Origin of the sequence: Terrimicrobium sacchariphilum, assembly GCF_001613545.1 — a bacterium.
GTDB classification, from domain to species: Bacteria; Verrucomicrobiota; Verrucomicrobiia; order Chthoniobacterales; family Terrimicrobiaceae; genus Terrimicrobium; species Terrimicrobium sacchariphilum.
In genome coordinates, this window is record NZ_BDCO01000003.1 from 245,979 (window position 1) to 270,199 (window position 24,221).

The following is a 24,221-nucleotide window of genomic DNA, read 5'->3' on the forward strand; positions in this document are numbered from 1 at the left end:
CTCCGGCTTGTTTCTCGTGCGTTAAAAGGATTTCAGAGAAACCGTCGATTGGAATCGAAGGGCGGCTGCGACGAGAGGGCTAGTTGGCTGGATCATCGAGATTGTGGTGATTGACCACCATGCCGTTGTCCTCCGCATTGGGACGCTCCTGCCGTAGCCGGGAGAAAAAGAGCCGCATGTCGCGGATGCCGCCCCAGGTGAACCAGATCGCCGTGACGAAGGCAAAGAAGACCGGGATGCCGATACCGACGACGAACCAGAAGTGCGACCATACCGCGATGGGCCACGGAGCGATGAGGTTCCAGATCGACCCGATGACGAGCACCCCAAACCACAGCATGCTCCAGCCGAAAAGGCCTCCGGCAAGGAACTTGTCACCAAGAGTGAAATGCTCATCGAATCCGATGAGCCTTCCCCATGTGACGCGCCTGGTGGATACTGTCTCGTAGGCTTGCTCGGATTTCACGGCATACTTCCCGCGATGCAGCATGCGGTCCATGTCAAAATCCTTCCTGCAGGTGAGCAGCGAAACGACGGCATAAACGATGCAAGCCGAGATCGCGCCAAAGAAGCCGATCTGTGCGCCGTTGATCGGAAAGGCGTCGCCCCAGATCTGGCGGGCCAGGATGCCACTGGTGACGAGGCCAGAGCCCGTCAATAGTCCCGCCCAAGCTCCAGCCGTCGTGCCTTTTTTCCAATATAGGCCGCCGATGATCGCGACGCCGGCTCCGCCGACGTAGAGAGCCTCGGTAACCGCCCACCACATCATTACATACTCGGTTTGCTTGAAGAGACAGCCGAAACAGAAGGCAAAGACAGCGACGCCGATCATCGCGCAGCGCAGGAGGCGAATATGCTGCTTTGGCGTGAACGGCTTCTTGCGCAGGGGAAGGATGACGTCTTGAATGAACAGACTGCCCCAGGAGAGCAGGTGCGTTCCATCTCCGCCGAAGATGCCCATGAGCAGGATGATGCATAGCAGCCCTTTGATACCCTCGGGTAGCATGTGCACGACTGCGATGGGAATCGTCATCTGCTCCTGAAGCTGGGGCTGGCCGATCTCGGCCACCTGCTGTTTTACTGCGGCGGCCTGCGCCGTGAAGTCGGGATGCGCCAGATACGTCATCGCGCAGACGGCGAGCAGCGTAATGATGGCGGAGTTGCCCAGGCCCTTCCAGTTGGCCATCACCCCGCCCATGCGGGACTCATGCGGAGTCACTGCCGCCGTCGTATAGGCACCCTGGTTTTGCCAGGCCATGGTGCGGTATACTGCTCCGAACAAACCCATCAACACATACCAGATGTTGAAATCCTTCAACCCCATGGAATCGAAGGGGTTGAGCAGCGACTCGCCAGCAGGACGATTTTCCAGCACCGTCGAGATTTCCGACCAGCTGAACATCGTGAAGAGAAACGCGATGATGATGAGAAAGAGCACCATCGACACCATGCCCTCCAGACAGTTTGTCACCATTAGTGTGATGAGGCCGCCGGAAAGCGTGAGCGCAAGGCTAATGCTCAGCAGCAGTGCCATCAGCGGAATATAGGTCGCCACCTCCCAGCCAAAGAGATGTACAGTGGGCGGAAGACCAAGAAAATACGTCATGAACCGCGCTCCCACGACCGGGATGATGCCAAAATTGGCAATGCCTGCGGCGAATCCCAGGAAGCCAGTAAAGAGGCGGAAGCGCTTGCTGTAGCGAATCTCAAAGAACTGAGCCAGTGTCAGCGCTCTGGTCTCACGAAAGCGATAGATCACCCAGCCGCTGATCGCCACGATGAGCGTCACAGGCACGCTCAGCCATCCCCACCAGGTGAGGACGAAGCCTGACTTGGATATCATCTCGAACATCGCGACAAATACCACCGCCCCGACGCCCTGCTCCCCTTTGGCCACTGCGAGGAGATACCTTCCCGCCATGCGTCCACCGGAGAGAAAGTCCGCTACTCCCTTGAGATAAGTCCGGGTGTAGAGCGCTACCGCGAGAAGGCCGAGAAGGGGCAAGGAAATCAACAGCCAATCAATAAGATGCATGGGGGCGAAATGGGATATATACCAGCGAGCCGGACGATATTGCTCGAGCGGAACCTTGGCAAATATTATCCCTGAAACGGACGACTCTCCGGTACCACCGGGTTCGTCAAAGCGCCTATGCCCTCGATGTCGACAGTCACCACATCGCCAGGCTTGAGCCAGCGCGGCGGCTTTGCCGCCATACCGACTCCATGAGGTGTGCCTGTCAATATCACAGTCCCTGGCAGCAAGGTTGTGCTGCCGCTCAAGAACTCGATCAGCGCCGGGACATCGAAGATCATGTCTGCGGTATTCCAATCCTGCACGGTTTCCCCATTCAGAAGTGTGCAAATGCGTAGTGCATTCGGATCCCTGATCTCGTCACGAGTGACGATCGCCGGACCCAATGGGCAGAAGGTGTCAAAGGTTTTGCCGCGACACCACTGGCCTCCGCCCTTTCTGATCTGCCAGTCCCGCGCGCTGACATCATTGGCGCAGGTATATCCCAGGACATAATCCATGGCACAGTCGCGCGGGACATTTTTGCAGCGCTTTCCCATAACGATTGCCAACTCGCATTCATAATCCACTTCATCGCTGGGAAGGGTTGCTGGAATCTCGATGGGGTCGCCTGGATTTTGAAGGGAGTTGACGCCTTTGACGAAAAGCACTGGATAATCCGGAATCGCCATCCCGCTCTCCGCAGCGTGACGCTTGTAGTTCAATCCGATGCAAAGGATTTCGGTGGGAATGAGTGGGGCAAGGAATTTTCCTGGTATCGAGAGCGTTTCAGAGAGTTGGAATGATCCGAAAAGATTGCCATGGATTTGACGCACTCTGCCGTCGCGTTCCAGCGCTCCATGAGAGATTCCGCCGTTGCGATCTTCGTATCGGATGATTTTCATAGATCTTCTGCCGATCGGGCTCCAGCTAGACGCGGTTGACGGGGTGCGAAAGCGCCAGGCCGGCAAGACCCCGCACGATCTCCTCAGCTGCTTTACGCTGGAGCTCCGGTACGCTGCCTCCGCTGTACCAGGCAGTATGGGAAGTCAGGATCGTATTTGGAACATCTCGAAGAGGATGATCTCCCAGCAATGGTTCTGTCTCGAATACGTCCAGACCGGCCCCTGCGATACCTCCCTGAGCAAGTGCTTCGGTCAGAGCCTCGGTATCTATCAATCCGCCGCGTGCTGTATTGACCAATACAGCATCGTTTCGCATCCGGCTCAGCCTGGTTCGATCGATGAAGTGCCTTGTTTGGGTCGTAAGGGGAAGATGAAGGGAGAGAATCCCAGCTTCTTGAAAAAGCTCCTCCAATTGAAGCTGCTTCACTCCCAGCGCGGCGAACTTCTCCGTTGGAACCAGAGGATCATAAGCAGCGAGTTGAAAGCCGAATCCTCTCGCCCTTTCGAGCACTGCCCTGGCGATACGGCCAAAGCCAGCGGTGGCAAATACGGTATCCCGGAAAGCGGGAAAGGAGGTGGGTGGGGTGATTTTCCAGGTCCCTTGCCGGACGAGGGCATCGGTCTGCGGAAGTCGCCGGGTCAAGGAGAGGGCGAGTGCGAGCGAATGGTCCGAGACCTCATCAATGCAGTAGTCGGGAACATTGCAAACCGGGATGTTTCTTGCAGTGGCCGCCTGGAGATCAATGTTGTCGACCCCGATGCCGTAGCGAACGATGATCCGGCATTGATTGAGGTGGGCGACGACTTCGCTGGTGACTGGCGCCCATTGAACCAGCAGAGCGTCGGCTTCCCCACACTCTGCTATGACATCCTCCGCGGTTTTGCATTGCGCGACATGAAGCTTTGCTCCGGTCTGCGTGATGATTTCACGCTCGCGGTCGACATGGGGGAATCCGTGATCGGTGATGAAGACGTTCATTGATGGACGAAATGAGGTCCTAGAAGTCCCGCATGAAGCCGCCCGCGGACCAGCCGCCATCGACGCAAAGCGTCTGGCCTGTGATGTAGCTGCTCTCGGGAGCTGCGAGAAAGACGATGACGTTGGCGATTTCGTCGGGCGTTCCGACCCGGCCTACGGGCACGTGGGAGAGCATGCGTTGGGCATTCTCCCGCATCACACCATTTTCTCCATAGAAGAGCGCTTCCGTCGCCTTCGTCAATGTCGAGCCGGGTGCCACGCAGTTCACCAGGATTCCTCGCGGCGCGAGCTCGATGGCCATGGCTCGGGTCAGGTTGATCACGCCTGCCTTGGCAGCGGTGAAGGCGCACTGCAATCTTGCCGGCACGACGCCGAGGACCGAGGCGATATTGATCACACGCCCTCCTCCATTTTGCAGCATCAGTGCGGTGGCGCATCGGCTGACGAGAAAGAGTCCTCGCAAATCCACGTTCATAATGTTGTCCCACTCTTCGGAGGGGAAACGGTCGATCGTGACCCGATGATTGAGAGTGTTGAGTCCTGCGTTATTTACCAGGATGTCGATATGCCCGTAGTGAGAGCTGATCCAATCGATCCCAGACTCGACTTCCTGCTGGTTGGAGACATCCATCCGCAGCGGTCGTGCGTTCGGTATCTGCATCACTGCCTGTATCGCCTCATCCTCGTCCAGGTCGGACAACACGACGCTCGCTCCATTGGCCGCGAGCAGGCGCGCCGTGGCAAGGCCGATGCCGCGTGCTCCTCCTGTGACCAGCGCGACTTTCTCTTTCAGGTCGACATTCATCAGAGGAAACGGACCTGATGGATCGTCCCGGAAGAGGGAGGCTGGGCAGGGTTAGGGGACATGTGTTACTTGTCCCCCGGAAGCCCTTTTCCCCTCTACCTGTTTTCGATGGAAATCCTTCTATTTTCGCTGGGATTGGGCGAATTCCGTCGGCGACATGCCAATGAGATTTCGAAACGATGTATTGAAATGACTCAGCGTGTCAAAGCCGACGGCCAGGGCCACTTCAGTGACGCGCATTTCCGGCACGCAAAGGAGTGCCTTTGCCTGCGAAATGCGGTAGGCGCGCAGATAATGTACGCAGCTCATGCCGACCGTATCGCGAAAAATCGATTGCAGTCGGTTCACACTCAGCCCTGAGGCCTTGGCGATCTGTTCCACATAAAGCGGCTCTGAGTAGTTTTCCTGAATAAACCTGAGAGCTTTTTCAATCTGGATCCAGTTTGGCTGATCGGGCAAGGAGCGCGGGCTATTTCGATCCGAATCCTCCCAGCGAAGGATGCGGACGAGAATTTCCATGAGCAGGGCGCGCAATCTCAGTTCCGATCCGATCTGCTTTTCGTCGTACTCCCGAGCCATCGTCTCAAACATTTCGATGATCTCCTTGCGGAAAGCGGGAGGAAGACGCAGGACTGCCTCGTTGATGCTTTGGCTGGAAGTGAAACGTGAAAGCATGCGGGCGCCGTCGCCTCGCGGCCCCATTTCGAGCAAAAGGATGGGCAGGAAATGAACAGTAATCGAACGGTGGGGGTAGTTGAAGTGCAAGGCGTAGTGGGGGACACCCGGCCCCATGAGCAGGATGCTTCCCGGTAAACGCTCGAGCTTTTCCGATCCCACAAACTGGATGATCTTGCCCTCGAGAACGATGCCTAGCTCGCAATACGGATGCTGCTCCGGGTGTGGGACGGTCGGCTGGAAGCGGGAGGCTCCAGAGTGAACGATTTTTGACCGGACGATAAGAGGTTGGGAGGGGTTGATCGGATGGTGGACATCACGCACCTCGCCGAGCCACGCCAGATCATCGAGCGAGCGATCTTCTTTTTGGGAGCGACGCATGGGGTGCCATATTGACGCCCCGACCACCGGGGATGGTCAACTGGATTTTACTCCTCGTGGGGAAAGTGAAGGAAAACCGGGTGAAAACAGAAGGTTAAATCCGCTGGGATGTCTTAGCGTTCGCTCTTTCTATGGCAGTCCGCACCCCAGGCAAACATCCAAGCGGTCACTCCACTCCGGGAGATATCGGTATTCCAGCCGGAATGAATCGGGAGGATCTCCTGCGTCTCTACGAGCGGATGGTCCTGCTGCGACAATCCGAGCTGGCTGCTCAGGCCGCCTACAAAAAGGGTGAGATGCCAGGCTTCATCCATCTGTATGTGGGGCAGGAGGCTGTCGCCGTGGGATTGTGTGCCCACCTTAGAAACGATGATTGGATCACCAGTACGCATCGCGGCCATGGCCATGCCCTGGCCAAGGGGATGCCGGTCAAGTCGTTGTTCGCTGAGTTATTTGCAAGGTCGACAGGGTGCTGTGGTGGCCGGGGTGGCAGCATGCATCTTTACGATCCAGACCACGGGGTTTTTGGGACGAATGGAATTGTCGGGGCGGGAATTCCTCATGCTGTTGGCGCGGCTCTGAGCGCGCGCATCCGCGGCACAGATGGCGTGGGAGTAGCGTTTTTCGGGGACGGAGCAGTCAATCATGGAGCGTTTCACGAGAGCCTGAATTTTGCCGGGGCTCAGGGGGCGGGGGTGGTTTTTGTCTGTGAAAACAACCTGTATGCGACGGCGACGCCACTTCATATGGCGACGCGCAACACGGACATCGCCAGCAAAGCCGCCGCCTATGGAATAACCGGCGTGAGCGTGGATGGAAACGATGTGCTGGCCGTATGGGAAATGGGGCGGGACGCCGTGCTGAGGGCGCGTAATGGCGGAGGCCCGACGCTGATCGAAGCCAGGACATATCGGTTCGTCGGACACCACGAGGGGGATCCCCTTGTTGGCACCTACCGTACACAGGAGGAGCTGGATGGCTGGAAGATGCGGTGCCCGATCCTTCGCTTCCGCCATCGCTTATCCGAGGAGATGCAAATCGCCACCCTGGCCGAGCTTGATGCTATCGACCTCGCCGTTCAGGAACAGGTGGAGTCTGGACTGGAATTTGCGAGAGTTTCTCCCGAGCCTCTGCCGGAGACTTTCTCTGATCACGTCTGGTCGGCCCGGACATTCCAGGCTCCATCGATGGAACGTTCCTCGGAATCGCGGGTCACCCAAGGCTGGCTCGATGCCGTGAGGGACGGTATCGCGGAGGAAATGCGGCGCGATCCGCATATCCTCTATTTTGGTGAGGGTATCGGCGAAAGGGCGGGCAGCTTTGCGCATACGAAAGGATTATGGCAGGAGTTCGGAGGTCATCGGGTAGTTGATACTCCGATTTGCGAATTGGGTTTCACTGGGGCTGCAGTGGGCGCATCCGCCACCGGGTGCCGTACGATCGCAGACCTGATGTTTGTTGATTTTCTTTTCGAAACCGGCGGACAGATCCCGCTTCAGGCCAGCAAGCTTCGCTACATGAGTAACGGGCAGATGTCCTGTCCCATGGTGATACGGGCTCCTTGCGGAGCGATCAAAAGCGCAGGCCCCCATCACAGCGGAACCTATCATGCACCATGGTCGCATTTTCCAGGGCTCATCGTAGCCATGCCGTCAAACCCCGCTGATGCAAAGGGGCTGATGAAGACCGCCCTGCGCAGTGAGGACCCTGTGCTGTTTCTCGAGCCGAAAGCTCTTTTTTCAAGCAAGGGAGACGTCCCTGTCGGCGAGCACCTCGTGCCATTTGGCGTAGCCAGCATCAGACGTTCTGGCTGCGACGCGACGATCGTCGCTGCGGGGCGTATGGTCGAGCTGGCCCTGGAGGCGGCGAACCGCCTGGAGGCTATCGGCGTCCATTGCGACGTCATCGATCTGCGGACAATCGTGCCTCTCGACCTTGAAGCAATCTCGGCCAGCCTGAAGAAAACGCATCGGGTACTGGTGGTCGATGAAGGGTATGCGATGTGCGGGGTCGGTGCGGAAATCGCTGCGGCTCTCGGGGAGACCGCTTTCGACGAACTCGACGCCCCGGTGGGCCGCCTCCATCTGGAGCCGGTTTCTCATCCATTCAGCCCGAAACTGGAGAATGCCGTGCTTCCCTCCACGGAGAAAATCGTGGAGGCCGTACGGGATCTCATGGCAGGAAGAACGCCTTTGATCCGCAGGCCTCAAACGTCGGGTGTCTTCACCAGGAAAGAGAACCTCTCATCAGCTGTTGCCACAAACATGGAAAGCGTGTCGGTGTCCGTCGGGATCCCTGCGACTGACAAAGTACTTCCGGGGATGCCTGTTCTCATGCCGCATGGCGATCTCACCGTGAGCGAAGCCAGGGTTGTCAAATGGATCAAGTCTCAGGGTGACGTGGTCGTTGCTGGGGAGGGTCTTCTCGAAGTGGAAACCGACAAGGCCGTGATGGAAATCGAAGCGCCGGGAAATGGTCGCTTGATTCAGGTTCTTGCTCCCGTCGGAACCGTGGTAAAGATGGGGGAGACCCTCGGAGTAGTGGCATAGACCATGAAGAAAAAATCCCCCTCGAAACTCGCTTGCGCCCTGAATTCCTGCCAGGTGAAGCGAGGCCAGATCGCGCTGGCCTGGCTCGGCCAGGCCGGGTTTCTCCTCAAAAGCCCTGGCGGCGTCGTGCTCGCGCTGGACCCCTATCTTAGCAACTCCTGCGCGGCCATCGGGCGCTCCATCGGTGTCGACATGGAACGTCGATTTCCCTCTCTTTTGAATCCAGAGGAGCTATCGGGCTGCGACGCTTTGATGTTCACCCATAGCCATCAGGATCACGTTGATCCCGAGACGATCCAGCCTTACCTTCGCGCTGGCGGACGCGGACCATTCATCGCCCCTCATGAAGCAGCTGACCGGCTCCGCGCCCTGGGGGCGAAGGATATTTGCCTGATCTGGCCAAATCACTGTGTCGAGATCGGAGACTTTGCTGTGAAAGCGACATTTGCCATCCCGCTTGGAGGAGATGATCTTACCCATGTGGGCTATCTCATCGAGGTGCAAAATGGCCCCCGCATTTACTTCACTGGAGACACGGACTATAATGAGATCCTTTCCTTGAGCGTCGCGCCCTACCGGCCGGATATCATGGTTACAGTGATCAATCCCGCCTTTCGTAATCTCTCGCCCGCTGACGCGGCAAGGCTGGCCCGGGCAATCGGTCCGCGCACTGTCATACCGTGCCATCACGATCTCTTTCCGGACAATTCGCTGCCCGCCCGCTTGTTGCGGACGAACCTTGTCCAAGCGGGTATGCCTAACGCTTTTTGCGAGCCGCCGCGCGGTGAGATCCAGCTTTACCAACGACAGAACGGGCCGAGAGGTCTGGCGCTCAAGGGAGAACGATCATGAGAGGATTGAATGGCAAACGGATTTTCATTTCCGGTGGATGCGGTGACATCGGCCGTGCTGTTGCGCAACGTTTTCTCGAGGAGGGTGCATCCATCGTCCTGGCCGACCTACGCGATGGAGGAGTATGCCAAAGCCTTGAGGATCAGTTCATACCGGGGCGGGTGCACTTCGTTTCCTGCGATGTAACCAGCCCGGCCTCGGTAGACGAGGCATTTGCCGCTGCCGTGGAGTGGTTTGGCGGGCTGGATGTCATCATTTCCAATGCCGGGACGGTGAGTAATCAGCCGTTCGCCGAAATCACGACGGAAAAATGGCAGCGGACCCTGGATGTCAATCTTACCGGAAGCTTTTTGATCGCCCAGGCCGGGCTCCGTATATTGAGAAAGAATGCGAGAATCGGGCATGGCCTTCGAGGCGTGATTCTCTTTACCGGCAGTTGGGTCCAGCAAATGCCGTGGCCCCATGCCGCAAGTTACTGCGTAAGCAAGGCGGGACAGGAAATGCTGATGAAAGTCATAGCGCAGGAAGCAGCCTCGGAGGGTATCTCCTGCAATGTCGTTGCTCCGGGCATGGTCTACGCTGGTCTCACCCGGGAGATTTATGATCGCGACCCAGCCTTTCGGCAGGCCTGCGATCAGGTTGTTCCCGCCGGCCGCATGAGCTCCGCCGAGGAACTGGCGGGAGCGTTCGCTTTTCTGGCCAGTGACGATGCCCGTTATATCACCGGCACCACTTTCCTTGTGGACGGTGGCGCATCCCTGGTGCGTCGCGACATCTGATTTTCGCTCTTCCATGTACTCCAAGAAGAAACTGATCGCCCGGATCGACTGTAGCGTCGACCGGGAAGCCGACTCCTATTGTGCGAACGGGTCGACCTCCGTTGTGCAATCGCCCATTGGTTCCTACCGCGAAGCCACCGCTGAACCCCTTGCGAGATTTGTCTATCGATTCGCGGTGGAGGGTGTCGGTCAGCCGCATCTCGCCGTGATCCGGTATCCCGACGACAAACGCCGGTTCATGCTGATCGGAGACGGGACGTCGTATGATCTTTCGACCGGGGTTATCACCGGGCACGCCTTTCCGTTAAGCGGAAAAATGCAGGAGGTGCAGCAGGTATTCTGGCCCAGATGGAAGGATTGTACGCTGAGTTTTACCACCTGGGGGTATGGAGAACCAGCCGCAGTCGCGAGCATCGAGATTTACGAGGTGGGGGAGCTTCAGCCACTTGCCATCTCACACCTGATGGATAATCGGGAGTTGGGAATACAATATGAGGATTGCTGTGGCACTGGAGCGAGCGAGGGTGCCCGGACATTTTCCGAATGGCTCGATCACATCGTGACCTATGCAAAGCATACCGGACAGAATCTCCTCTCATATCCCATCGCATGGTATCACGGGCCGATCTATCCTTCGGACGTAGAACGTGGCGACGTTTTTTCCATCGTTGTGGCAGAGGACCGCAGACAGTATATCGCGTGGACCGATGACCCGCCTGACTGGCCCGCAACCCTGCTGGAGCGATTTGAACGGGAGGGGCTCGATTTTCAAGGTGTGCTCACATTGCTGAGACTTAGCTCCTTGATGAGGAAGTATGACCCTGATCTCGAACGAATCATCTCTGGCGGCGACACGCTGCACAACATGCTTTGGAACGATCACGTGCAGGCAGGGACAATGGATTGGACGACGGTTTACAATACGCTCAACTTTCCCGACATTCTCAAACGTCCGGACCCGATTTCCCTCAAACCGGATTTTGCCTGGGCCTATGGGGAAAGCACCGAGCATACCTACCAGGAGAGTGCTCCGTATCGCCCGGGTCCGATCTTCAACCCTCTGCATCCGGAAGTTCAAAAATCCATCCGGGAGTTCTTTCGCGAGATCGCCGAGCGCTATGGCAGCTTTTCCTCGTTTAAGGGTGTTGCCGTGACGATGTGGGCACCGACCATGCTATGGTTCGGCTCTCTGCACTCGGGATACGATGATTTCACCGTGGGCCTGTTTGAAAAGGAAACCGGCATCGCTGTGCCGGTGGAGCCGCAGGATCGCCATCGCTTTTCGAAGCGCTACCAGTACCTCACTTTTCAATGCCGTCAGGCCTGGATCGACTGGCGTTGCCGCAAGATCCGGGACTTCATCTGTGAACTTCGTGATACGTTTGCTTCCGTGCGGTCCGATCTGCGGCTCACCTTGAATCTCTGGAGTGAACCCTACGTTCCCGCCGTCCTGGGCGCTGGTCGCGCCGAGCATCAGCTCTACGCCCGGCCCTGCACCCATCAACTGTACAGAGAGGCCGGATTGGATATCCGGCTTTTTGAAGGTGAGGCAAACATCGATTTTGACCTTCAGACGGAAGGCGGTGGCAGGGATCGCTCTCCCTCCAATCAACCGGGAGCGAGGCTGGAGCAGTTCTTCATGTTCCGGGATCATGATTTTCTCGACGAGGAGACCAATGCTGTGATGCGCAGCCAGCGCCAGCCGGGCGTTTTTATTTTCAATGCCTGGCATGAGGCCTGGGGAAAGCACCTTTGGTTTGCTAATGAAGTGGAAGATCCGAATCTTCCGGCAGTCGCGGAGACTTACGATCAGCGAAGCGGGAAGTCCTTTCGCATCAATTCTGTCTACGAAAAGGACGGCTTCTGGTGGGACTCGGAATTGCGCATCTCTCCGGCGTTTCCGCCTGCACCACATTTCCTCGAGCAGTATGCTCATGCCGTGGCGGAGTATGATGCGACCCGCATCACCCGCGGAGGCCTCTTCCTCGACAAGGCGCATTCCGATGAGGTGAGGGACTTTGCTCGTGCCTACCGCGCATTGCCGCGCGTACGCTTTGCCACCGTGGGGCAATCGACTGATCCGGTCGCCGTCCGTACGACCATTCATCGGGGGCGCAGGTATTTTTACCTCATTAATCGTGAGTGGTATCCTGTCCGGGTCACTCTCGCGCTGCGTGGAGAACGCGCGCCAGTCTTCGATCTTGCCAGCGGGTTGGAGGTTTCTTCTTCGGAAACACTGGTCATTGATCTGGGCGGCTATGAGTTGAGATCACTATCGACCAGCCCTTCACAGGACATAACAGGCTTTTCCGCCGAGCCTCCACAGGACATTCTCGAGTCGCTGAGAAATGAAGCAACTGTTGTGCTGGAGAGAATCCGGGAGTTTCAAACTGGAGGGAGGTGTTTGGCCGGGCTTTCTTCGATTTCCTCTCGTATTTCGGAAGCTGTAAAGCGGGGCCATTATGCGCTCCTCCGCAGATTGTTGATGAGCTATCCAGCAAGGAAAGTGGTGGGCTCCGCAGCGTCGCTCGAAGGTTGGGACTAGGCGTCCTCATCTGTCTGGGCGACTTTTCCATCACCGGAAAAATGGAGGCTTTTCGTAGGAATTCAGGTAGTCCGTTTTTCGGAAAATGAGATGATCTCCCATGAAGTTGGCAACAGCTTCCCCAGAAACATTACCCCCACTCTCCACATGAAACTATCCCTTCCGAAATTGTGTGCGGCATTCGTATTTTCGATGGTCATTAGCTCGCATGCCCAGGTTTTGCTCAATTTTCAGCTCAATGGCGGCATATATAGTTCCCCCAATGGTGATCAATCGTACAGTGGTGCGGCAGCAATCGGGCAGGTGGGCGATGTCTGGAATCACTTGACGCTCTATGATCGCAGCGCGCTTACACCCACTACAGGTTTCGTTTATTCGGACGGTTCCGCGGCGACAGGTGTTTCGATTACCAATCTTGCCAACTGGGACCTCAGTGGCGCGATCATTCCATCTGTCACAGGTAACGGCATTTTGAGCAGCTACATGGGCGCCTCCCCGAGTATTGCAGAATCGACTCCGTCCACCCTCACGATCGCGGGACTCACCCCGGGCGGATCCTATAACCTCTACATCATCGCCTCCTCCGATCACCAGGGGGTGGGCGGGATATTCTCCGTGAATGGCAGTGCCACGCAGACGCTCAATGGCGCCGCTGGAGCCAATTTTACGCTGGGAGTGGATACACTTTTGTTCAGCGTCGTTGCTGATATCAATGGCAACATTAATATCGCGGAGACGGCAACCTCGGTGCAGTACCGGGTGCTGAATGGAATCCAGCTTGAGGCGGTACCCGAGCCTTCCACCTGGGCGCTCCTCGGTCTGGGTGCGATGGTGATCATTGGTCGCATTTCTCTGCGGAATCGACATGCGCGTATGCAGTTTCCGGCCTAGTTTTCAGCATCGAAGAAACTCCCCCATGCTTATGAAATCGCTGTTCCTTGCTTTTGTGGTCCTTTCGAGCGCTCTTGCTGGGGCGAGCGAGTTGTATTCCGACTCGCAAACGGATTTTTCCCAGGAGCAGGGAGCGAATGGTTGGCGCTATCTTTACTGGGATGGCGTGAACAAGACCCAGGAACTCGAGTGGCAGCAAGAAACTCGTAAATGGGCGCTCGGAGATGGCGGTATCTGGATCGGCGGCATGCATCCCATTTCTACGAAAGCTTATATCGTCAGGGAATGGACCTGCCCGGAAAGCGGGTCGGTGCAGATCGAGGGCAAGGGGGAGCTTTTCCTCGATGCGGCGGGCGTCACACTGATCATCGTCAGGAATTACGACATGGATCATCCATTGTGGACGAAGGAACTGGATGCCAACCAGAGCGAGCAGTTTTCGATTCAGGCAACGGTCGCAAAAGGTGACACCTTGGACTTCATGATCGTCGGGAAAGATGGTGTTGGCATTCGAAATGATTCGACCGCCTGGTTGTTCGCAATTTCTCCTGCCAAATAGGAACGTTTGAGCAAGCGGGCGAAGATTTTCCCCTCCAGCCAACTCCCCTCCGCATGCACAGGGTCTTTCCATCTCCAGCACGTCGACAGTCGGGATTTACTCTCGTTGAGCTTCTTGTCTCTCTTGGCGTCATCGCCATCCTTGCGTCGGTTCTTCTTTCCGCGTCTTCGACCGCTCAGGAATCGGCCAATCGGACAAAATGCCTGGGAAATATCAAGCAGCTCGGTGGAGCCCTTACCCAGTATGCGGCTGATAACAACAACTTCGGCCCCTATGATGGCAGAGAGGCAGGCATCGATAGTCCGGCAATATTGAGAGCCGGCCAATCCTTGATTCTCTTTGGCCAGTTGCTTCCCTACCTGATCCCCGACCCGGATAAATACCTCGCCTCCGTATCGCAAACTCCCGAGGTTTTTCTCTGTCCGTCGACAGAGAGAAAGATGCTCGCCGCGTATCGCGCCCCGGTGGGCCCAGGCGGACTGCAATATACCCGCTACTTCATGAATACGGATGTATCGACTAACCCTCTCAAAAAAACGAGCCTCCTGGCCTTTCCGGGGCGCACCATCACCATTGTGGATTTCTGCCTTTGGTGGAGCGCCGCGTCCGGACTGGACGAAAACCACAAGGGGAAGGGCCTGAACTGCATCCGGCTGGATGGGAGTGCGGGATGGATCTCCAAGAAAGATACTCTCAATCTGCCGGGGTGGAATTTTGAGGCGTTAAGCCGCAACGGAACGGGCCAGCAATAGCGGGATCTCTTCCGAAGGGTCGAGGCTTCCATGGACCTATCGCCCAGTCCTTGCCAAGAATTATGCGTTACCTTTTATCCTTTATTCTTCTCGTTTCCTCTGCACTGGCCGAGCCTGTCGCGAGTGTAGGGAGTCCTTCGGTCCCGGAAGCTCTCCAAGGGCAGATAATGGATGCCTACAATAGGGGGGAACGAAAAATCACAATAACGCCCGGGATTTATGTGGTGAAGGCCCCGTTGACCCTGCGGGAGATCAGGGATGTGGAGATCGCTGCCTACGGGGTGGAACTCGCCGTCGATCACCCAACCAGCGGGGCGCTTATGCTGGAGAACTGTCACAATGTGCAGTTCAAGGGGGCCATCCTTCGGTATGCGAAGCCTCATACCGGGCAGGCTCGAATCCTCGCGGTCGGATCTGATGATGAGGGGGAGTATTGTGATATTGAGCTTGAGCCGGGATTTCCCAAAGACGCGACCTTTGCCATCGCTGCGGTGGTTGATGGCTTGACCCTGCTTCCGAAAACCGATGGCGGTTCCGCTCGTTTTCTTCAATCTCTCGCGGGTCCCGATCAGTTTCGCCTCTACTGGAAGGGCGACCCGAGCTGGAAAAAATTCCCCGACACCTCCATCTGGCCTGCACCGGGAGATTATCTCGTATGCCGAGGCCCTGGTGGGATGATGTGCTATGCCAAGGGCTCTCAATCCTGCACCTTTGAAGACATCACCATCTACTGGGGCGGGCAGTTTGGCTTTTATGAATCCCATAGTGCGAGTGCGAATCGATACATCCGCAACACCATTACCTATGGGCCGATTCCGCCAGGAGCCAGGATGCGAGCGCTTGTCTCCCAGAGTGCCGATGGTCTTCACTGTGGAGGTTCCATCGTCGGTCCGACGGTGGAGGGGTGTCTATTTGAAGGCCAGATGGATGATGGGGTGAATATTCACGGCAGCTTTTACCAGATTGCAAGATCCAGAGGTTCCATAGTCACGATGGGCTTTCCTTCGGACTTTTTGGATGCGCCGCGGGAATATCACCCAGACGACGCGATCTACATTTATGATGTGCGTAAACATACGCTTCTTGCTCGGAAGATCGTCGCCATCAATGAGACGAATTTTGTCTCGAGCCGGCAGTCGCGGCATTCACGATTCGCCAACTATCCTATGCGCTTCGTCGACCTGACTCTGGATGAGGAGGTCGATGTGCCCTATGACTCCGTCGCTTGGTTTCCTTCCCGGTGCGGAGCCGGCTACCGCATCAATGGCTGCACCATCCGAAATAATTGGTCGCGAGGATTTTTGCTCAAGGCTGATGACGGGTCATTGACAAACAACATCGTGGAGCGAACTCCGGGAGCTGGCATTGTGCTCTCGACCGAGTTGAACTGGGCTGAGGCTGGATACAGTCGCAAGGTGACGATCGAAGGCAACACTCTGCGGAGCTGTGGATTTCTCAACGTCGCCGCCTTGGGAGAACAAGCTGGCGGCCTCGTCGTTACCTCGACTGGCATGGAAGGCCATGGACATGCGGAGATCCGGATTCGTAATAATACGTTTGAGAATATCGATCTCACTAACATCATCATCAGGCACGCCCGGGATGTCATTATCAGCGACAATAAATTCATTAATCCGCTCCACCGCACCAGTTCGACCGGGGACATTGGCAAGCCATTCGGCATCGATGGGCAAGCCATCATCTGGATCGATGATAGCGAGAGGATCACTCTGTCCGGCAACCAAGTGATCAAACCAGGTCCCTACGCGCGATCAGGTCTTTCCGTTTCGACATCTGTCGAAGAGGTCACCGGTTCGCTCGAGATCCCGCAGGCAGGCTTGTAGGAACTCGCCTCGGCCACTCAAGGGCAATCCTTTACTTCACGTCAGCACCGCACAGGTGGAGGGCAAGATTTATATAATGGGAAAAGGCATTGGTGCAGGGTCCGTCGAGCAGCGCGCGTCCGAGCCACTTGAACTGTCCGGCCCAGTCGGCGCGATGGTGTAATAGGATGTCGAGCGTGGTCACACTCCCCAGGCAGATATGGATATCACTCGTCCCATCTCGCCCCGTCGGATGCTTGCCAGCGCCTCCGCAGTGAGCGCCGAATAGACATGCTGAAAGCCCACCATCACCCGGCAATCGCGATCGGCATCGATCAGTTCATTGAGCTCCGAGAGCAGAGGAACTGCGAGCTTTTCCAGCAGCAGGACACAGGTGGCGCTGGCCGAACTGCATGATCGCTGGCATCCGGGGCGGCACGTTCCCCAGTCCGGGATGCCCGTGTCGTCCCAGTTCGTGATGTCGAATATGCGCATACTGTGCATGGGGCAGGCTCCGAGGCGAGTGCTGCGCATCGGCGTCGGTGGAGTTTGAAACGCGATATGCCGCAGAGAATATCTGTACCCGCTGTTCGGTGTGACGTTGCGGCCTGCGTTGTGGTCTTGGGATTCGGGTTCGCAATAGGTCGATTGAGCTAACTTCACTCCATGCCAGCGCTCGTTCCGGGGGAGATGAAGCTGGTTACAGTCAGATGATGCTGGATCTCAAGGATGTTCGTTTCGGTGGCGATCGCGGTGGGCATGGGGACTTGTCATATTATATTGCATCTTGGGGATCATGGCGGCAGTTCCCCCTGCTGCTGGATTCCTCTTTTTGCCGCGGCCTGCGTGTCCTGCGCGACTGGGCTGGCGGGCGATTTTAGCGATTGTCCACCCTGGGTTCAGGGGGATCTTCCAGAAGTTTCGGAAGCTTGATGAGCAGGCGTGCCTTCCACGAAGGCATTGACCACAGCGGGGGCGAGTTCTAGCGTCGGCCTCTTGTTTGACAGCTCCTCGACTGCCCATCGGCGGGCTTAAACATCCAGGGCGCAGCAGTGTTTTCGTACCCATATTACAATGGCACAAGTCAGCCTTAAAAACGTTTACAAGATCTATCCGGGAGAGAGTGGCGCCGATGTCACGGCGGTGACAGACTTCAATCTCGAGATCGAGGACCGCGAGTTCGTCGTATTCGTTGGACCATCCGGCTGCGGAAAGTCTACGACTCTGCGTATGATCGCGGGTCTCGAGGAAATCTCAAAGGGTGATGTGTCCATCGGCGGCAAGCGGATGAATGATGTGCCGCCTAAGGATCGCGATATCGCGATGGTCTTTCAGAATTATGCGCTCTATCCGCATATGAGCGTGTACGACAATATGGCCTTTGGCCTTAAGCTGCGAAAGTACCCCAAGGCGGAAATCCACAAGCGTGTGATGGATGCAGCAGCGATCCTGGGCATTGAGCAGTATTTGGAACGCAGGCCCAAGGCGCTCTCGGGCGGGCAACGCCAGCGCGTAGCCGTGGGGCGTGCCATCGTCCGGCAGCCAAAGGTGTTCCTCTTTGACGAACCGCTGTCCAACCTCGATGCCAAGATGCGCGTGCAGATGCGTACGGAGATCACGAAACTCCACCAGCGCTTGCAGGCCACGATGATTTATGTGACCCACGATCAGGTCGAGGCGATGACGATGGGTACGCGCATCGTGGTGATGAAGGATGGCTTCATTCAGCAGGTGGATGCTCCGCTCAAGATCTACAGCGAACCCGTGAATCTCTTCGTGGCTGGCTTTCTGGGGACTCCTCCGATGAATTTTGTGAAAGGCACGCTAACCGGAATGGATGGGGGCATTGTTTTTCAGGAGACGCAGGGCGGAGCTGTGGAGTTAAAGCTGGGAGACCGCAAGGCGGCTTCTGCCTATCTCGGCAAAGAGGTGATCCTGGGCGTGCGTCCGGAGGATTGTGACATGGTGCTACCCGGTGAAAAGGCTGTGGAGCATTCGTTCCTGGCGGTGGTTGATCTGGTCGAGCCGATGGGCGCCGAGACCTATTTCTACATCCAGACCGGAGCGCACACGATGATCAGTCGCAGTTCCTCAATGATGATTCACCGCGAGACGGGGCATCGCCAGGAGTTTTCGATCAAGGTGAACAAGGTGCACTTGTTCGATCCGGTGACGACGAATCGGATCGTTTAATCACGGAAACGTCAGCTTCAGCAGCCTGGATTGCTTGTGCCGGGCGCCTGGGCACTCTGGTGAATATGCCCGCGGCAAATCCTGCCAGAAAAGGAGCCGGAGTAAGACAATGGAGATGGGACGGCTTGCGGGTTTTGCCTGTCAAGGAAACCGACAAGTTGCTGGTCCTTGATAATTTATGATTTGGGAATAGGGTGACGATTCATGGATACATCGAGGGACTGTTGTTATTCATGGGAGCAAAGGGCCAGGCGGCTCCCTACTTTCCGGGCGAGAGCTTTTTCGCTCGTAGAGCTTTTGACCGTGATAGCGATCATCTCGACTCTTGGAGGACTGACGGTCACTGCGCTGTCGGGGGTTTCTTCCTCTCGGGCTTCTGCGAATGGGGCCAGCCTTGTCGCTGACGTTCTTTTGTCAGCGCGCCAGCAGGCTGTTAGCTCCGGGCAGCCGGTAGCGGTGGTTTTTTCGTCCCGCATCCGGCCGGAGAAACCTCAGGCAATGATGCTGCTGGAAGGAGCTTGGAAAGATGGGGCGATGCAATGGAGTCCCTCGTCCCGTTGGCAGACATTTGGCAATGAAATCAGCGTGATTCCATTCGCGAGAGATCAGGTGGAATCGCTGTATTTGTCGAATTCCAAGGAACTGAGTTCGTCCTTGGAGATTCCGCTGCAAGGGGAGAAGGTCACTAACTACTTTTACCTGATTTATCGTCCCAATGGTTCAATTGACGCCCCCCAGACAGCGCCGAGTGTAGCCATCCGCAAACAGAACAAGGAATCCGTGAATGACTACGTCGTTGTTGCCCAGGAGAACACCGGTCGCATCAAGATCGTTGGGAATTGATCCGGAGCGTTCCATTGGGAACGGGTTCACTCTGGTTGAGGTGGTGGTGGCGATAGGGATTTTCTCTTTCTGTATTGTTGCGTTGATCGGGTTGTTGCAGGTGGCATTGACTTCCGTGCGAGAGTCCCAGGTGGATTCCTCTCTCGCCAGTGTGATTGGCAACCTCTCCGCCAATCTCAAGACGATCGACGCGACTGAGTTGTCCCGCGTCGATGGAACGAGCCAGTATTTTGATCTTGCAGGCATGCCCTTGGTGGCGACGAACGGAGTTTCCACTTATTTTCGGGCCAAATGGTCCGAGGTAGACACTGCGACGATGGATTCGCTCTTTGATTTGCCAGGCGGGGTCAATCTTCGGACCTGGGTGGTGGCGATCGAGTATCCAGCCCCGCAATACAGCAAGTCGCTGCGATTTTTGGTCGGCAGGCGAGCATGGTGATGAAAAAGCGCAGTGCTTTCACTCTCATCGAGTTGCTTGTGGGCATGGCGATCCTTTCCATACTGCTGCTGCTTATCTTCAACGTGATCGAGCGGACGGGTGCGCTTTCCTCCGGCAGCATGTCGCGGATGGAGGCCGCACGCATCGCCCGGGAGTGTTTTGACTTGATCGGGCGGGATCTGTCTGGAGCACAGTTGCCTTACAACCGGTCGGCCACGAATTCGCTGCAGTTCCTCGTCAATCCCAAGGATCTTGAGCCATCCTATGCCAATCCGCACTCCATCTTCTGGCAGGCACCGCTGGCCTCGTCTGCCGAGAACGGCAACCTGGCAATGGCGGGATATTTTGTCCAACGGGATGTGGTGACCTCCGATCCGAAGCAGAACCGCTTCCAGCTTCGCCGACTCTATGTGGAGCAATCGGACACGAACCGGTTTGATCTCCTTTCCACGAGTGGAGGCAACGCGTGGTATCGAGCGCTGGTCCCGGAGTTTGCCCCGACGACCGAGTCTCCCCAAAGCGCGCAGGGTTTCAAGGGGTGGGTGGCAGACGGTGTGCTGGGGTTGTGGGTGCGATGTCTGGATGCAAGGGGCAAACCGATCAAGCTGACCGCGGCCGGGACTGATCTGCAGGCATCTTTTGACTCGCGGCAGGCCTTTCAATCCGATCGCAATCGTTATCCCTCCACAGGTTTTTCTGCACTCCCCGCATTCGTTGAGGTCGGAATGGTCACGTGTTCTCCCAGCGACACACGGAGGATTACGAAGCTTCCCGCGTCCGGCGCCAGTGGCAATCCGGATACCTTCTATCAGGATCTGAATGCCTTCGCGGCCAACCTGCAAAACGACAATCCTGCGGCGAAATCGATTATGGTTTCCTCGCGTATCATTCCCATTCTGACGGCAGATCCCTGATGAAGTTCCAACGCTCCAACCGCGCCTCGGCGCTTATCATCATCCTCGTTGCCGTCGTGATGGTGACCATTCTCTGTGTGGCATTCCTAAACTTTGCCGGCATAGAGAGGCGCTCCTCGCGGCTTGCGCTAAACTCTACCATCGCGGGTTCTCTCGCCAGCGTGGGAGCTGATGCGGCACTCGCCAAGCTCAAGTACGCGACCGAGACAGGCATGCAGAAAGGCAAACTTTGGGCATCGGAGCCAGGCAGGATTCGTATCTTTCCGGCTGATAACCTTTCCGCCTATGAGGATGTCCAGCTTTTCTCTGCGTTGCCGGGGCCGGATGTGCCGGGTGCGGCGGATATTAACAGCGTCGACCTTAACAAGCCATCCTATCAGGGGAGGCATCCGATCGTTGAGCCAGTGTCTTCAGGTGGGGAGGTGCCTATGAAGGTCGGATGGATTGACCTGCTGGCAGATCCAGGCAGCCCTGCCTCTCGAAGCAATCCTCTCATCGGTCGTGTGGCCTATTGGGTTGATGATGAGAGCTGCAAAATAAACATCAACGTTGCGGATGGTAGCAAGAAGGATACGGCGCAGAGTTATGGCTTTGGCACGCCCTCGGAGGTAACTCTGGAGGCGCTCAGAAAACCCGATGGTTCTCACCTCAGCAATGCGCAGGCGGCAAAGATCAGTGAGTATGCATGGAGTAGCGGCTTCAACTCGGCAGCGGAAGTCACGAGGGCCGGGCTGAACGGCGAGGTTACCGAGGAGTTTTTCGAAAAGAACAAGTTTGTCCTGACCCATTACAGCAAGGCCCCGGAGATCAGTTTCACCGGGGACCCGAAAATTTATCTCTTTCCTGCCGTGCGGCTTTCTTCCAACGGAGCCTCTGCCGGCGGCCTTGTGCGATCGTGGTTGACCAATGCGTATGGGGTGGCACTCGACTCCGGGCTGACGAATTATCTCTCATCATCCGGCAGTACGGATGCGAAGCGCATCGCGATCACGGACCCGATCAATTTCGTCTATCCCACATCGCGGCAGATCGAAGCCGCCCTGCCCGGGAAGGCGCCTTTTTATCAGTTTGGTCGGCACTACTACCTGGATAGTGCGCAGTTGCTGGCGACGAGCCCGACGGGAACGAATCCCGAGAACTATATTTTTGCCAAGAGAATCGCCGAGGCGATCAAGGGGATGAATTCGCTCCAGGGAGCGTTTACATGGCCGGTCTTTAGCGGCAGCGCCGCCGGGGGATTTGCGGATAAATACAATGACCGGCAGATCGATTCGCTCGCATTGCAGATCCTCGACATCGGGACCCGGGCGGCAATGGGAGACGAGGCGCGAGGGGGCAACCTGCCGTCGCTCGTCACGACGGGAATGTTGAGCGGGAAGAATGCGATCGGGCTCGGGCGTACGCCGAAGTTTACGGAATTCACTGTTTCCTTCGACGCGGTGCGCACAGCGACTCTTCCGACAGGTTCCGGACCTCCGCCCCGTGTTGCAAACATTCCGGCCCTCCAAATCGATCCGAAGGTTGAGTTTTGGTTTCCCTCTCAGTTTGAGGGGATGCCCTGGGATGAGAGATTCGGCGGATACTGGCGTCTTGGCCAGAACGGGAACAACTACATGCTCAATCCGGTGGAGCAGGTCTTCTCCGGCGCTTCGGCATTGGGTGGAAGCTGGATGGATAATCTATTTCAGATTACCGGGATCGATCTGGGAGGACTCAGCTTCACCTCGACAGATCCCGACCCGAGACATGCGATTTATCATCCCTATCGCAATGGACGGGGAGGTTCGAGCAATTCGCAGCCCTCCGGGAACAGGCGGCCGCCTTTTGCCTTTGCGACGGCCAGTACTTCGGGAACAGTATGGCGACCGGGTGAATACCATGGCGTGCCTGCGACCGATCGCGGGAGCGTGAGCTTATATGGTCCGAATGACCCGGCGATGACGGCCTTTCCCGTCTCAGGTGGCATCGTGCTCTGGACGCAGGCTGGCGGCGCAGGAGCGATCAATGGAAACTGGGATGTGGCACCTCTCGACAGCCTGCGCGGGGACTACCGAACGACCAGCGGAGAGCCCAGTTACATCTATACCAGCGAACCCCCGATGAGCATCCGGACGGAACTGAAGGAGGCTGTCATCCCGGTGCCTGCGGGATTTAGCATTCCTCTTCCGGCGATCGAGCATGTCTGGCATGGTTACGTTAAGGACCCCTTGGTTAACAAATTCCCTGGCGACTGGATCGTGTCGGATACTGATGCGGATGCGACCCTGAAAACGAGCGGTGCCACGGCCTATTCCTACCAGGATGGTGCCAATCCAGGCTTTCTGGCCTCCCAGGGAGGCGATCCGCTGTCCGTCTGGATGCCGCGACTGGACGTGAACTACCCGAAACAATCGCGCTTTCCCTCGATTGGCGCGCTGAACTATGTTCGCACCGGCGTCGCACCTGATGATGTGACCGTCCCGCTTCCGCAACAAAAGGGCACGCCTTGGCGCAGCCTGAGCCTGACACCGGCCTCAGCTCCGGGGCAGGCCACCCTGAAGGGGAGGTATCCCGACTGGGCGATGCTGGATTTATTCACGGTGCCATTTCTGCCGCAGCTCCCGTTTCGGGTGGGTGAAGCAGCGCCCCCAAAGAGGCGCCTTACCTCTGGCGGGGCAACCGAGGGCAAGATCAATATCAACAACCCGGCGGTGCCATATCCGTTTTCGCAGACCATGAGCCAGGTTGAGCGTGATCAATTTCCCAAACGCACGGCTCCGATGGAGGCGCTTTTTTACAAGGTGAGGGTTAACCAGGGCTACGACGCAGCGGATGTCCCCGTGTATGCCACACTGGGCGACTCGGAGGTGAGTACCCTCGTCTCAGCGATACAAAATCGGGTCATGGCGGGTGGTCCTTTCGTGCTGCCCGGGCAGATGGCCGATGTGAGCGAGGTCGATACCTATACTTACAAAGGCGTTGCGGAGGAGGCGCAGTCGCGCAACGACTTGCTAAAGCAGGTGATCGGAGCGGCGACCACGCAAAGCAATGTCTTCTCGATCTGGGTCGTGGCGAGATCGGTCAAGAAGAAGGCTGCCAATACCAGGTTCGGAGAATTCGAGGCTGGTGATATGGTGACAGCCGAGGTGCGACGCCGGTATGTGGTGGAGCGGTTTATCGATCTCGGGGCTGATGGCGTGCCAGGAAATGCCAACAACCCGGGGACGGATGGCGTCGTTGGGACGGAGGATGATCCCGTCGATCCCAAATACCACCCGGCCATGAAACCGCCATTTCCTTATCTCTGGCGGATCGTCAGCATGGAGGAAATCCAGCGTTAGGAA

The 24,221-nt window shown here is 56.9% G+C and carries 19 protein-coding genes and 1 pseudogene; 14 read left to right on the top strand and 6 right to left on the bottom strand.

Features of this window, described 5'->3' with window-relative positions:
* Nucleotides 1-79 precede the first annotated feature (79 nt).
* The 5 genes from TSACC_RS18860 to TSACC_RS18880 all read right to left on the bottom strand — a co-directional run bounded on the left by TSACC_RS18860 (nt 80) and on the right by TSACC_RS18880 (nt 5,759).
* On the bottom strand, nt 80-2,035 hold the full coding sequence (locus TSACC_RS18860; protein ID WP_075081012.1) for a sodium:solute symporter family protein: 1,956 nt from the start codon (nt 2,033-2,035) through the stop codon (nt 80-82).
* 65 nt (nt 2,036-2,100) lie between these two features.
* Nucleotides 2,101-2,919: a fumarylacetoacetate hydrolase family protein gene (locus tag TSACC_RS18865; protein ID WP_075081013.1), complete on the bottom strand. Its 819-nt coding sequence runs from the start codon at nt 2,917-2,919 to the stop codon at nt 2,101-2,103.
* 25 nt (nt 2,920-2,944) lie between these two features.
* Nucleotides 2,945-3,958, bottom strand: a complete 1,014-nt coding sequence (locus TSACC_RS22795; RefSeq protein ID WP_084400669.1) for a C-terminal binding protein — start codon at nt 3,956-3,958, stop codon at nt 2,945-2,947.
* Nucleotides 3,918-4,703: an SDR family NAD(P)-dependent oxidoreductase gene (locus tag TSACC_RS18875; protein WP_075081015.1), complete on the bottom strand. Its 786-nt coding sequence runs from the start codon at nt 4,701-4,703 to the stop codon at nt 3,918-3,920. Before TSACC_RS18875 ends, TSACC_RS22795 begins: the two co-directional genes overlap by 41 nt.
* A gap of 120 nt (nt 4,704-4,823) precedes the next feature.
* On the bottom strand, nt 4,824-5,759 hold the full coding sequence (locus TSACC_RS18880) for an AraC family transcriptional regulator (protein WP_075081016.1): 936 nt from the start codon (nt 5,757-5,759) through the stop codon (nt 4,824-4,826).
* Nucleotides 5,760-5,962: 203 nt separating this feature from the next.
* Here TSACC_RS18880 and TSACC_RS18885 point away from each other — a divergent pair, with 203 nt between their 5' ends.
* The 8 genes from TSACC_RS18885 (at nt 5,963) to TSACC_RS18920 (ending at nt 16,530) form a co-directional block, all read left to right on the top strand.
* The gene (locus TSACC_RS18885) at nt 5,963-8,308 is read left to right on the top strand and encodes a pyruvate dehydrogenase complex E1 component subunit beta (protein ID WP_202816011.1); all 2,346 of its coding nucleotides are present in this window, start codon (nt 5,963-5,965) and stop codon (nt 8,306-8,308) included.
* Between the two features lie 3 nt (nt 8,309-8,311).
* Entirely contained in the window at nt 8,312-9,160 is an 849-nt protein-coding gene (locus TSACC_RS18890) for an MBL fold metallo-hydrolase (protein WP_075081018.1), read from the top strand.
* Nucleotides 9,157-9,939, top strand: coding sequence for an SDR family NAD(P)-dependent oxidoreductase (locus tag TSACC_RS18895; protein ID WP_075081019.1), 783 nt, complete (start codon nt 9,157-9,159; stop codon nt 9,937-9,939). The genes TSACC_RS18890 and TSACC_RS18895 overlap by 4 nt, the downstream gene beginning before the upstream one ends.
* Nucleotides 9,940-9,952: 13 nt before the next feature.
* Nucleotides 9,953-12,484 carry an alpha-amylase family protein gene (locus tag TSACC_RS18900; protein ID WP_075081020.1) on the top strand — a complete coding sequence of 844 codons (2,532 nt, stop codon included), beginning with the start codon at nt 9,953-9,955 and terminating at the stop codon, nt 12,482-12,484.
* 147 nt (nt 12,485-12,631) lie between these two features.
* The gene (locus TSACC_RS18905) at nt 12,632-13,375 is read left to right on the top strand and encodes a PEP-CTERM sorting domain-containing protein (RefSeq protein ID WP_169809706.1); all 744 of its coding nucleotides are present in this window, start codon (nt 12,632-12,634) and stop codon (nt 13,373-13,375) included.
* A gap of 31 nt (nt 13,376-13,406) precedes the next feature.
* On the top strand, nt 13,407-13,934 hold the full coding sequence (locus tag TSACC_RS18910) for a hypothetical protein (protein ID WP_075081022.1): 528 nt from the start codon (nt 13,407-13,409) through the stop codon (nt 13,932-13,934).
* Nucleotides 13,935-13,987: 53 nt separating this feature from the next.
* Nucleotides 13,988-14,686: a type II secretion system protein gene (locus TSACC_RS18915; protein ID WP_075081023.1), complete on the top strand. Its 699-nt coding sequence runs from the start codon at nt 13,988-13,990 to the stop codon at nt 14,684-14,686.
* A 224-nt stretch (nt 14,687-14,910) separates the two neighbouring features.
* Nucleotides 14,911-16,530 (top strand): right-handed parallel beta-helix repeat-containing protein, encoded by a 1,620-nt coding sequence (locus TSACC_RS18920; RefSeq protein ID WP_153811529.1) that lies wholly within the window; start codon nt 14,911-14,913, stop codon nt 16,528-16,530.
* A gap of 180 nt (nt 16,531-16,710) precedes the next feature.
* On the opposite strand, the gene TSACC_RS18925 is transcribed toward TSACC_RS18920, so the two are convergent.
* Nucleotides 16,711-17,043 carry a hypothetical protein gene (locus TSACC_RS18925; protein ID WP_075081025.1) on the bottom strand — a complete coding sequence of 111 codons (333 nt, stop codon included), beginning with the start codon at nt 17,041-17,043 and terminating at the stop codon, nt 16,711-16,713.
* A 540-nt stretch (nt 17,044-17,583) separates the two neighbouring features.
* On the opposite strand from TSACC_RS18925, the gene TSACC_RS18930 reads away from it, so the two are divergent.
* The 6 genes and pseudogenes from TSACC_RS18930 to TSACC_RS18950 all read left to right on the top strand — a co-directional run bounded on the left by TSACC_RS18930 (nt 17,584) and on the right by TSACC_RS18950 (nt 24,218).
* Nucleotides 17,584-18,702: an ABC transporter ATP-binding protein gene (locus TSACC_RS18930; RefSeq protein ID WP_075081026.1), complete on the top strand. Its 1,119-nt coding sequence runs from the start codon at nt 17,584-17,586 to the stop codon at nt 18,700-18,702.
* 204 nt (nt 18,703-18,906) lie between these two features.
* Nucleotides 18,907-19,545 carry a GspH/FimT family pseudopilin gene (locus tag TSACC_RS21965; protein WP_153811531.1) on the top strand — a complete coding sequence of 213 codons (639 nt, stop codon included), beginning with the start codon at nt 18,907-18,909 and terminating at the stop codon, nt 19,543-19,545.
* Nucleotides 19,487-19,624: pseudogene (locus TSACC_RS22800) on the top strand (prepilin-type N-terminal cleavage/methylation domain-containing protein); the annotation flags it as partial. The gene TSACC_RS21965 and the pseudogene TSACC_RS22800, both read left to right, overlap by 59 nt.
* A gap of 3 nt (nt 19,625-19,627) precedes the next feature.
* Entirely contained in the window at nt 19,628-19,984 is a 357-nt protein-coding gene (locus TSACC_RS18940) for a hypothetical protein (protein ID WP_237764029.1), read from the top strand.
* Nucleotides 19,984-20,898 carry a prepilin-type N-terminal cleavage/methylation domain-containing protein gene (locus TSACC_RS18945; protein WP_169809708.1) on the top strand — a complete coding sequence of 305 codons (915 nt, stop codon included), beginning with the start codon at nt 19,984-19,986 and terminating at the stop codon, nt 20,896-20,898. Before TSACC_RS18940 ends, TSACC_RS18945 begins: the two co-directional genes overlap by 1 nt.
* Nucleotides 20,898-24,218, top strand: coding sequence for a hypothetical protein (locus TSACC_RS18950; RefSeq protein ID WP_075081030.1), 3,321 nt, complete (start codon nt 20,898-20,900; stop codon nt 24,216-24,218). Before TSACC_RS18945 ends, TSACC_RS18950 begins: the two co-directional genes overlap by 1 nt.
* The last annotated feature ends 3 nt before the right edge of the window (nt 24,219-24,221 follow it).